This window comes from Nostoc sp. DedQUE05 (genome assembly GCF_034530955.1).
Taxonomy (GTDB): Bacteria; Cyanobacteriota; Cyanobacteriia; order Cyanobacteriales; family Nostocaceae; genus Nostoc.
Genome location: NZ_JAVRCB010000048.1, coordinates 1 through 10,802 on the forward strand (window position 1 = coordinate 1; position 10,802 = coordinate 10,802).

General features: G+C 40.3%; 12 protein-coding genes and 1 pseudogene. 7 read left to right on the forward strand and 6 right to left on the reverse strand.

Annotation, left to right across the window (positions count from 1 at the left end; translation table 11 throughout):
- Positions 1 to 49: 49 nt before the first annotated feature.
- Both RMZ42_RS27990 and RMZ42_RS27995 read left to right on the forward strand, forming a co-directional pair.
- A pseudogene (locus tag RMZ42_RS27990) lies at positions 50 to 1,132 on the forward strand (SagB/ThcOx family dehydrogenase); the annotation flags it as partial.
- A gap of 18 nt (positions 1,133 to 1,150) precedes the next feature.
- Positions 1,151 to 1,525, forward strand: coding sequence for a hypothetical protein (locus tag RMZ42_RS27995; RefSeq protein WP_322674486.1), 375 nt, complete (start codon positions 1,151 to 1,153; stop codon positions 1,523 to 1,525).
- 33 nt (positions 1,526 to 1,558) lie between these two features.
- Here the strand turns inward: RMZ42_RS27995 and RMZ42_RS28000 are convergent, their stop codons facing one another.
- From RMZ42_RS28000 to RMZ42_RS28010, 3 genes are all read right to left on the reverse strand, one after another.
- Positions 1,559 to 2,029: a hydrogenase maturation protease gene (locus RMZ42_RS28000; RefSeq protein WP_322674487.1), complete on the reverse strand. Its 471-nt coding sequence runs from the start codon at positions 2,027 to 2,029 to the stop codon at positions 1,559 to 1,561.
- Between the two features lie 10 nt (positions 2,030 to 2,039).
- Positions 2,040 to 2,225 carry a DUF433 domain-containing protein gene (locus tag RMZ42_RS28005; RefSeq protein ID WP_322674488.1) on the reverse strand — a complete coding sequence of 62 codons (186 nt, stop codon included), beginning with the start codon at positions 2,223 to 2,225 and terminating at the stop codon, positions 2,040 to 2,042.
- Between the two features lie 241 nt (positions 2,226 to 2,466).
- Positions 2,467 to 2,889, reverse strand: coding sequence for a hypothetical protein (locus RMZ42_RS28010; protein ID WP_322667916.1), 423 nt, complete (start codon positions 2,887 to 2,889; stop codon positions 2,467 to 2,469).
- A 224-nt stretch (positions 2,890 to 3,113) separates the two neighbouring features.
- Here RMZ42_RS28010 and RMZ42_RS28015 point away from each other — a divergent pair, with 224 nt between their 5' ends.
- The gene (locus RMZ42_RS28015) at positions 3,114 to 3,782 is read left to right on the forward strand and encodes an RNA ligase family protein (protein ID WP_322674489.1); all 669 of its coding nucleotides are present in this window, start codon (positions 3,114 to 3,116) and stop codon (positions 3,780 to 3,782) included.
- 89 nt (positions 3,783 to 3,871) lie between these two features.
- Here RMZ42_RS28015 and RMZ42_RS28020 read toward each other — a convergent pair whose 3' ends face one another.
- From RMZ42_RS28020 to RMZ42_RS28030, 3 genes are all read right to left on the reverse strand, one after another.
- On the reverse strand, positions 3,872 to 5,467 hold the full coding sequence (locus RMZ42_RS28020; protein WP_322674490.1) for a nickel-dependent hydrogenase large subunit: 1,596 nt from the start codon (positions 5,465 to 5,467) through the stop codon (positions 3,872 to 3,874).
- 206 nt (positions 5,468 to 5,673) lie between these two features.
- Positions 5,674 to 6,636 (reverse strand): hydrogenase small subunit, encoded by a 963-nt coding sequence (locus tag RMZ42_RS28025; RefSeq protein WP_322674491.1) that lies wholly within the window; start codon positions 6,634 to 6,636, stop codon positions 5,674 to 5,676.
- Between the two features lie 441 nt (positions 6,637 to 7,077).
- On the reverse strand, positions 7,078 to 7,881 hold the full coding sequence (locus tag RMZ42_RS28030; RefSeq protein WP_322674492.1) for an Rpn family recombination-promoting nuclease/putative transposase: 804 nt from the start codon (positions 7,879 to 7,881) through the stop codon (positions 7,078 to 7,080).
- Positions 7,882 to 8,322: 441 nt separating this feature from the next.
- Here RMZ42_RS28030 and RMZ42_RS28035 point away from each other — a divergent pair, with 441 nt between their 5' ends.
- Genes RMZ42_RS28035 through RMZ42_RS28050 form a run of 4 tightly spaced genes read left to right on the forward strand, consistent with a single transcriptional unit; the run spans position 8,323 to position 10,747 of the window.
- The gene (locus tag RMZ42_RS28035) at positions 8,323 to 9,291 is read left to right on the forward strand and encodes a hypothetical protein (protein WP_322674493.1); all 969 of its coding nucleotides are present in this window, start codon (positions 8,323 to 8,325) and stop codon (positions 9,289 to 9,291) included.
- A 54-nt stretch (positions 9,292 to 9,345) separates the two neighbouring features.
- Complete coding sequence (locus RMZ42_RS28040; protein ID WP_322674494.1) at positions 9,346 to 9,612, forward strand: hypothetical protein; 267 nt, start codon at positions 9,346 to 9,348, stop codon at positions 9,610 to 9,612.
- Positions 9,613 to 9,620: 8 nt separating this feature from the next.
- Positions 9,621 to 9,845, forward strand: a complete 225-nt coding sequence (locus tag RMZ42_RS28045; RefSeq protein ID WP_100900555.1) for a hypothetical protein — start codon at positions 9,621 to 9,623, stop codon at positions 9,843 to 9,845.
- Between the two features lie 56 nt (positions 9,846 to 9,901).
- A complete protein-coding gene (locus tag RMZ42_RS28050; RefSeq protein WP_322674495.1) occupies positions 9,902 to 10,747 on the forward strand; it encodes a NifU family protein in 846 nt (281 codons plus the stop codon).
- Positions 10,748 to 10,802 lie beyond the last annotated feature (55 nt).

The following is a 10,802-nucleotide window of genomic DNA, read 5'->3' on the forward strand; positions in this document are numbered from 1 at the left end:
TAGAGAAATACCCGTGTTTCCATGATTCATCCCGCATTTATGCAACGCCGAAAAAGTATATAAAAATGGCCCATTAAAACTGCGAGTGAATCCATCAGCAGGCGCTCTGTATCCTACAGAAGTTTACGTACAGGTTCGCGGGATTGAGGGGATGGTAAATGGTATATACCATCTAGAAGTTGAGAATAATTGTCTAACTCTCATCTATGAATTAATTGATGATGGGTTAGAAAATTATATTATACCGGGTAAATGTATCAACGGATTCATCTTTTTAATTAGTTGTGTTTATTATAGGTCTAGCTGGAAATATCAAAACAGGAGCATAAGATATTGCTTCTTAGATAGCGGACACCATTTAGGTGCAGTTGCCGCTTCAGCTTTTCTCCACAACCGAGATATACAACTAGTTTTTGACTTTGATAAACTTGCCCTCAATTCAGATTTAGGATTTGAGAATAAAGAGTTTATCACTGCTTGTGCGGTGTCAGGAGAAGTACAAGAAAAGAAAATCAGAAGCTTAAGGCTGAAAGTTCCTTTTGTCTCTGGTACTGATTATTTTGAACCTAATCAATTTATTGAAGATGCCTATCAAGCAACTACTCTACAAAAGAGTCGCCAGCAGAAATTAGAGTATCCTCAATTTAACTTTGATAAGGATAAATTTTCTCAAACTGTTTGGAATAGACGTTCTATTAGACGTTTCCGGAAAGAGGCTATTTCTCAAGAAGATTATTTATATGTAGTGCAACAACTTCAGCAGTCAATACCGACAGAAAACTATGAGGAGATAGAAATTTACTCAGTGGTGCATCGAGTAGAGAGAATGACACCTGGGTTATATAAAGGTACGTATTTGATTAAAGCGGGTAACTTTAGTGAAAAGACAGGTTACTTATGTATTAATCAAGCTATTGCTAGAGATGGCGCTGTAACTTTATTTTTTGTGTCAGATTATTTAAATTATCAAACTGCTATGCAAATAGCTGGTTTTCTGGGACAGAGACTTTATTTAACTAGTAATTATTTGGGTATTCAATGTAGTGGGATTGGTGCTTATTATGATGACGAAACCCAAGAATTATTAGAAACAAATGAAGATGTACTTTATGGAATGGTGATTGGAATATAAGCAGGAAGCTAAAAAGATATGGCTAGAAAGATGTATTACTTTAATAGTGATGACTCGCATCCTATGCAACCGACATCTGCGGATATTATACTGCGGCAACAACTAGAGTATTCTATTAGCAGATACTTTTATGACGCTTGCGATCGCACAATTCAAAATCTTCTGTCTGATTGTCGGTGGTATGTCACAACTCATGCCAATGCTCTAACATTGGTTATTGAATGTCCCGATCGAGTCACTAATTGGCGTATTTTGCAAAAAATCGTACCAATGGGGACATTGCTACATGGAATTGTTAGTAGTGCTAAAATCCGTGTTTGTCCGCCAGAGAGTCAAGGCGTACCTTTTGAAATGAGGGTAGATGAACTTTCTGTTTATCGGGATTGGGCGTGATTCGATTTTGGATTTTAGATTTTGGATTTTGGATTAGTTAATATTCTGGCTGATAAGTGCAGCTACCTCTTCAAAAACTAAATCAGCAGAATGTTTGACAACAGGACTTAACTCTAGTCCCAAACCAAGATTTGCTGCCTCAATTAAATAAACTGTCACATCTTCAGGAAAATCATTTTGAAAGATTTTCCGTCCGGCGGCTAAAGCATTATCCCAACGAAAATCGTGCAAGTTATAACTAGGTTCGGGCATTGCTTCCAGTTCTTTTCCTGGAACTTTAAACACAGCACCTGGCTCAGAACCAGTTGAACTTGCATCAATAATTACTAATTGTTTACTACCTCTAGCTTGAAACATTACTTCCATCCCTGCGGTGCCACAGTCATATACTCGCACATGAGGGTGAGGGTTTTCAGCTAGATATTTTTGTAAGCGTTGGGCGATAATTACGCCTACTGCGTCGTCACTGCGATTGAGATTGCCGCAACCGATAATAGTAAGCATGGGATGAAATTTAATTGTTTAAGCCTAAGCAGGCACGAATATCTTCAATTTGTAGGTCTGGATAGTAGTCTCGGATAATTTCTTCAAATGAAAGTCCGTCATTGAGAAGTTCAAGAATGCTTTGTACAGTGATGCGTGTTCCTGCGATGCAAGGTTTACCGAAATGAATGTGAGAGTTAACTACGATTCTGTCCATTTAACTATAAACTAATAATATGTTTCCTAAATTATAAAATAAGAAGTTGCGCTGTATATATAAATGCAGTGAAGCATAGTTTAAAGCTTAAGGACATAGTAAAGGTATAAGACTAAGAACGACTCATCATCAAGCTTCTGCTGAAACTGATTATTTCGAGTTGTTGCCATAATCTGCAAAATATGAGGCTTTGACTGATGGGACAGACAAAGCCTCTGAAAAAGAATTTATCAGCCGGAAACTATAACTCTACACCATGTTTCTTGGCAACTTCAGTCAGTTTCTCATACTGATGTTGTGATGCTTGAGTTAATATCTCTTCAGCCTGTTCTTTAGTACTTCCCTCTTTAGGAATTAAATACTTGACGTAAAGAGATACAAAATCAGCAGCGATCGCTAAACCAGATAAAGCGTGTTTGTCAGCTTCCTTACCAGCGATCGCTGCTACCAAACCAGCTTTAATTGGGTCTGGTTTAACTTTCATGAACTGCTCGACAAGTTTAGGAACGTAGTCTTCTGGTGGCAAATTATCTAACTTACTTCTATCAGGAGTAAAGTTACATTCTGCGGCTTGAGCTTGCTCTAAAACACACCATTCTATGTATTCTTGCAATGCTGCATCGGGAACGCGAGGAAGATAATTATGTAGCGCTAAATCAGACACAAGCTTACCGTGTAAATTGCTGTTTTATGCAAATGCATTAATGCAAGCCTAACTCACTGTTTATGGAAGTTTTAGTATGTTACGCTACGACTGTTGAATCAGCTGATTGTGTAAATGATTAATCCTGAATCTGAGCCATGTTTGCGCGTTTATCAGCCATTGCCTATAATTACGCAACGGGAAGAGACAGTTAGCGTTTAGCCCAAGCTAGGCTGGGAAAATAGTTGTTTATTCTTAACATCATGCCTCGCATTCAGCTAGCATATCCTAAAATTCTCGGTAGCAAAAACTACCCCTCCAGTCGCTGTATTGCTTTTGATAAATACGACGGTACGAATCTGCATTGGGTTTGGGAAGTCGAACTAGGGTGGTATGGGTTTGGGACTCGGCGCGATCGCTTTGATTTGGATGAGAGGGGTATTGCTGAGTTCAACGCCGCCCATCCAGGGCTAGAAGAGGCTTCTAACCTGTTTCAAAAGCTTTTCGCCACCCCCCTAGACAAACTGTTTCGAGAAAACCCCGCTTACAATAGCCCAGAAATCACCGTCTTCACTGAATTTTTCGGGGCGAATTCCTTCGCGGGGATGCACAAACCCGAAGAATCGAAACAACTGATTCTCTTTGATGTAGAAACTAATCGCGGGATGATTCCCCCCGAACAGTTTGTACAAGATTTTAGTAATTTAGCGATCGCCCGCGTTGTCTATCGTGGCAAACTCACTGGACAATTTGTAGAAGATGTCCGCGCTGGGAAGTATGGCCTAGCCGAGGGTGTAGTCTGCAAAGGTGGTAGCAATCCTGCTGATTTGTGGATGGTAAAAATCAAAACTAACGCCTATATGAAAAAGCTACAGCAAGCCTTCCAAGATGACTGGGAAAACTATTGGGAGTGATAGAACAGTATGAGTCTGAACTTTCTAAACCAGGCTAACTACAGAAATTTTGGTGCGTTAGCCTACGACTAACGCACCTGACAACTAAATTAAGCAGTCCGAAAACGCGCCAACTCTTCACCAGTCTTAGCATCATGGGCGTGGACTGTACACACCAAACATGAATCAAACGATCGCGCCACATGACCAACTTCCACCGGATCGCTAGAATCGTAAATGGGTGTGCCAATTAACGCTTCTTCAATCGGGCCGCGAATACCTTCACCATCACGAGGGCCGATATTCCAAGTACCTGGGGCAATAACTTGGTAATTCTTAATTTTACCGCCCTCTATTTCTACCCAGTGAGATAAAGAACCGCGTGCTGCTTCCGTTGCACCCCAACCGCGTCCATCTTTTTCTTTGGGTTTAATATACCAAGGGTCGTTTAATTTGAATTCGCGCAAACAGTGTTCGGCTTGACGATATAACTTGACAAGTTCGTGAACTCGTGCTAGCTGACGCACATGAATACTAGCACCACCCATCCGTTTGAAGACATCAAGGATAAAGCCGTCGTAGTGTTGCCAAGATTCGCCATGTTTACCACCAGCTACTAATTGACGCGCTAAGGGGCCAGTTTCCAAGCGTCCGAAGTCTTTGTGAAGAACTGCACTCGACCAAGAGTAGGCGTTATCGAAGTCTTTTGTATTGATTGCAGTGGGTTTAGTGTTGCGATCGCTAGGGTGAATATCCTCTGTCCCTTCATCGTACCAAGAGTGAGTTGTATTCTCGCGGGTGAATGACTGATCCATTAAGGTGTGAGTGTGTGTGAAGCTGTCGTACACTCCACTTTTCATGATCGTTGCCGCGTTTCGTCCCTCTATAGTCGGCTTTTGGTATTTATCTTCATGGGCTAAATATCCCCAAGTGACATATTTACCAACACCAGCGCCATATCTATCTAAACCAATGTCTAAACCCATGCGCCAATAAAAACCTAAGTCGGAATCTCGATGATTGCGGTTTTCATCTAACCAATCTCTAAAATCATCATAACTTTGGATTTGTTCGTAGCGTTCTAAAGAACAACCCAACCAAACTGGTTCTAACCAATTGGTGCGGAAATATTCGAGAAGCGCCCAAGCGCGGGTAATATCTGTTAAAGTGGGGGCGCACATCACGCCACCGGGAACCATGTAGCTGGAATGGGGCCATTGTCCGCCCAACAGTGCATAAATTTCTACGGGTTTAGCGGAAATTGTTATACCTAGTTCGTAAGATTTGCCTGTGAAAGCGGCAAAACGTTTAACAGCTTCCTCATAAAAGCGACTATGGCGGTATTTTTTATTGGTTAAATCAATGGCAAACAAACCATAAAAATAGCGGGGAATGCTTTGAATAGTCTCGACAATTTGACCGAGATTTCTCGCCAAAATTGCATTGCGGGGAACTTCTGTTTCCCAAGCTGTATCTAATGCCCAAGATGCACTAGTCAGGTGAGAACCGCCGCAAATTCCGCAAATGCGAGGTGTAACAATTAATCCGGCTTGGGGATCTTTACCGCGAAGGATAACTTCAAATCCTCGGAAAAGTTCGGCGTGTGTCCAGGCGTTGACTACTCTTCCATGTTCAATATCAACTCGGACATCTAAATCGCCTTCAACTCTACCGACGGGCGAAATGTCTAATGATTGAATTGTCATTTGTCATTTGTCCTTTGTCATTTGTTATTTGTCATTTGTCATTTGTCATTTGCCCTTTGTCCTTTGTTATTTGTGATTGGTAATTATTCACTCGCCTCACTGCAAAATAGTCGAAACCCTTGATTTCTCGTTGAGAGGTATAGAGAAGTGTGAAAGGTTATAGTCATTAGTCAAATCACAAAGGACTAATGACAAATGACTAATGACTAAACTGTAAAAAAGTCTTCTTCTGCCCAAGGTGGTGCTGCATCTTTGGCGACCATTGTCAGTAAGGCGTATTCTTTTTTGTTCACCCCTGGCGGCAATTCTTTGGGAACTCCCATTACTGTTTGGGTTTTAAATACGGTTCCTGGTTTGAGGTCAAAGAAGGGAAATTCTGGTTCGGTGCAACCTAAACAAGGCATTCCAGCGCGGGTTTTGGATGAAACGCGGTTCCATAAGATGCGGTTACAGGAAGAATGAGTCATGGGGCCGCGACAACCCAAGTCATAAAATAGGCATCCTTTACGTTGACCAAATTCGGCGGTTGATGCTTTGTAGGCAAAGTGGACGTTGCGGGTACAACCTGTTTGGGTATAGGTGTTGAAGAAGGTTTGGGGACGATTTAGTTCGTCGAAAGCAATGTCTGCTATGCGTCCAGTAGCGATCGCAACTAATATCTGCGTAATCCAGTCGGGATGGGCGGGACATCCAGGTATATTAATTACAGGTAATCCTGCTTGTGATACGAAATCTTTCCCTAAAAAGCCACCTTCTTGACGTTTGAGAAATTGCAAACCTTCCGATTCGCTGGGGTTGGGTGACATAGCAGGAATTCCTCCCCAGGTTGCACAGTCTCCCACAGCGACAATAAATTGAGCAACTTTAGCGAGGTCTAATAACCAATCTTTCATGGCGCGATCGGCAAACCGATTCCATTCACCAGTACCGTTAGGGGCGTTAACAACACTGCCTTCAAATACCAAGATATCTAAAGGAATTTTGCCAGAAATACAATCCCGTAGTAGTGTTTGCAAATCATTGCCTAGTTCCAGCCCCAAGGAAGGATGCCAAAGTATATTGATACCAAAGTCGGCAATTAAATCGCAGACTGTCGGTTCTTCAGCGTTGAGAAATGACATGGTGTTGCCTGAACAAGCACCACCTTGTAGCCATAGTACGTTAGTCATCGGCTAGGTATTTTTGTATTGTTTCCCATGCATGATGTAGGTGATATTGCTTGCAAAGTCTCACCTGTTTATCAATATTTATTTTTTAATAGTAAGATATTTTTTATCTAATTTACTTTCATTAAAAAAGAATTAATCATTAACAATATATTAAATACTGTCAAGATTATTTTTAATAGCTATGTCTGTTATATATGTAACACATTTTATAAATGCAAACTACTACAAATAAACATTGCATCTTATTTTTAAGTCTTGACGTTAAACCAACTCAATCTGCTTAATTTATCGCAGTCACAACTCTGTAATTATTAATAATATCTGTCAACTGTTAATCTGCATTAGGTGATGAGTATTTTAAGTCATCAGATTTTTATGTAATAAATGAGCCAAAAATAGGGGCGCTAAACTTTGCGCCCCGTCAACTATATATCAGTTGTTTTAGGATTTTGGTTGTGCAGCTTGCCTAACAACTTGTTCGTCCAAACCTAACGCTTGAGCTATTTGCTCAATACTTAAACCAAACCCTAATAACTGGGGTATCGTTTCTAACTTACCTTCTTGTATACCTTCTTGTTTCCCTTCTTGTCTACCTTCTGCAAAAACATCTTGGTAAAATCTAGTTTGCTTTAACTCATTTGATCCAAACATTTTTCCTATCTCCTCCTGGCTCAATCGCGGTAACTTGTAGATTAATATTGTCTCTATCAATTGTATAATTTCCCTAATAGTAGTGACATCTGGAATTTGCTGTCGGGCACTGTTGACTATCTCTAGAGCTTTTATTGTCGCAGTTGATTCGGGTTCGATGATAAGTTTAACTGTCTCTATACCAATTGATGATGCCTCAATGGAGCTTAATTCGTCGAGATAGACGCGAGTTACTCGTTGGGAGTTGAGTAATTCTGTATATCTTTCGGTATCTCCAGTATCAACGCTGCGGTTGGGGAAGATGACAACACCACGCCAATTGTTAGTTAATTCGGTTTTATCGAGATAGTTAAAGATTTCAGTAAATAAACGCGAGTATAATTTTTTGTCTGGTTGAAATTGCACTTCGGCAAAATAAATCGGTAAGTCTGGCGTATTTGGAAGAAAGACACCATCGATTCTAAACGCCAGTTGTTTAACTTCTACTGAAGAAAATTGGTAAGCACTAGCTAGTTGGGGTGGTTGGTTAATCAGTTCAAAGAAAGTACTGGGGATACTCTGAAAGATCCGATAAAAGATACTGTCTGTTTTCAAAGGAGCTTGTTTTACAGTTGATGAACATATTTTACACAACGACTAACCCGTGGTAACTATTTTGATTACAATAAATATTATGTATGTCAACAATTCAATAAAAATATTGAAATTGTATAAGATGATGATACAAAAAGTATTTAAAAAATATTAGGTGTTTAAAGCTGACATTAATATTAGCAATTTCCCCCTAGAATTTTAGAAATAGGGTGTTTTATAGTATTGTATTGAGCATGGTATAGGACATTGGCTATAGGGAATTAAGTTTTTTCCCTAGTTTATAGTCTTTAATCCTAGCTCAAATCAAAAAGGGGAATTCCGCCTAAAGGACTCGAAGCCTGCGTAAATCAGTATGGCCCGTGATTAGATGCTTTTACGTATCTCAATCATTCGTGGGCGTTGACAGATTCAATTCCCAATTGGCTAGAGTACGGCAGAGTTATGACCCCCAGCATTACAGATTCAGCAGTGAAGGCTGCGGTAGCAGCTGTTGCTTCAGAGTCAGCCTCAGCAGAAGAAAAAATCCAGATGCTGATTGAGATAGCACAGGGTTTTCAAAAAAAGCCCAAAGCTGCCCAAGACTTGCGAAATGCAGTTGGGTTATATTACCGGGCCTATGAAATGTGTGGTGAGGAGTATCCCTTATTAAAAGCCAGGGCCCAAGTAGGGATGGCAGGGACATTACAGGCAATACCGGATGCTGATTACCAACTGTTGATGCAAGCGAAAGTCGGTTATGAAGAAGCACTGCCAATTTTACAGCAATTAGCAACGCCAGAGGAAGTGGCAGAGACGCAGATGAATTTTGGGCTGGTGTTGCAGTCGCTAGTGCCATTCAATTTAGCGCGGATAACTGACAGCATCCAAGCTTATCATGAGGCTTTGCGGGTGTTTACTTGGGAAGATTATCCTCAAGAATACGCGATTTTGTATAACAATATTGCGATCGCATACCTTTCTATGCCCCTAGCATCGGAACGAGAATACTTGCGTCAAGGTTTAGCTGTGCAATCATTTGAGGTAGCGCTAAAGCACATTAATTTGATTGACCATCCTAGAGAATATGCGATGTTGCAGAACAATTTAGGTAATGCTTTGCAATATCTAGTGAGTTCCCATCCTGTGGAGAATAATTTAAGAGCGATCGCAGCTTATGACGAAGCGTTAAAAGTGCGTAATCCCAAAGATACACCTTTAGAGTACGCTAACACAATTTCAAACAAAGCCAACGCCCTATTCAACTTACCAGACGACCCAGAAAAACCAGAAGCTGGTAATCCTCAAAATCTTTTACAGGCGCGTGTTTACTATCAAGCTGCTTTAGAAATATTTACGGAACACGAACAAATTCCACAAGCAGAGGTTGTAGTTCAAGCACTACAAGACCTAGAAACAGAAATGAAGGATTAGGAGTTATGAATCTGATTTAACTCTTATCACTTTAACAACGAGTAAAAAAACAGCATGAGAGATATTTTAACAACGCAAAATCTGATAAATTTTCTCACAAGTTTAGCAGATGGCGATTTGAACATAGCAACAGAAGTCGTGTGGTTAATCATAGCAGCAGCCTTGTCTATGGTCGGCGGTGCAATTGGTGGAATGCTTTTAGCTGGTAAAGATATAGGCTATCAGTTTTCAGCGATGCTTGGTGCATTATTTGCCCCTGCGGGTGTAATTCCCGCTATCTTATTAGGGCTTGCTGCCTTAAATTTCTTGACAAATTATTAGGAGAAAACATGTTAGAGATAGGTTGGTTTTCTGCTAAGTTATTTTTTAAAGGAAAGCTACTACGCGACCCTGTGTATTTTGTCAAGCAAACTACTATTGGTATTGCTGTAGGTTTCTTACTGCTAGTATTACTCGCACAAGCCCCGATTCCCTTCTACCTACCAATAATATTATCTAGCTTAGTAACGGGCATGATTATGCCATTTCTTCTCAAAGACTTCAAAATGAAGTGAATTGTCATTGATAAATAACCAATGCCCAATGACAAATGACCAATGACAAATGACAAATGACAAATCTTGAAGAATTAGTTCAGGAAATTAATCGTTTTGAGGCAATTATATCCGAGTGGGATGAAAGCCAACGGTGTGTAGCGGTGGGTTTAAAAAGGGCAATTGAAGCTTTGCATAAAGCTGCATTGACTAGCTTGATTAAAAGCCTGAAAGAAGAATCAATGCCAGCTTTGCGTCATGCGGTTGCAGATGAATTAGTCTATGCAGTGCTACTGTATCACGAACTAGTCAAACCACCAAAACCTCCGCTTTCACAACGCATTCAGACAGCCCTTGAAGAAGTTCGCCCAGGTTTAAAAAGCCATAACGGTGATGTAGAATTAGTGGCAATTAAACCACCAGATACAGTAAAAGTCAGATTAATTGGAACTTGCAGCAGTTGTCCGACTTCTACTTTAATTTTATCTCAGGGAGTAGAACAAGCAATCAAAAACCATTGCCCCGAAATTACTAAAGTAGTGGCAGTTAATAGCAGTTCTACTATTAACAACGCTAATTCTAGTTTAATCAGTCCATTCTCTGCAAAAATAACTTGTACTTGGATGAAAGTAGCGACCCTTGATGAAGTTCCTGAATTTAGTGTAGTGGCAGTACAACTTGCTGGTACTTCACTTATTTTACATCGTCAAGGTGCTACAGTAAAATGCTACCGTAATAGTTGCGCTCATCTTGGATCTCCCTTAGAAAAGGGTAAAGTTGAAAATGGTATCATTACCTGTCCTGCTCATGGATTCCAATACAAATTAGAGACAGGTGAATGCTTAACTGCACCTGATATTTCGCTTCAGTCATATCCAGTCAAGATTAAAGGCGATAAGGTTTTTGTGAAACTGCAAAAATGATGATGCAAAGGTAACATTTCAGCAAATATACTTGGCGATTAGTCAATCACAGCTA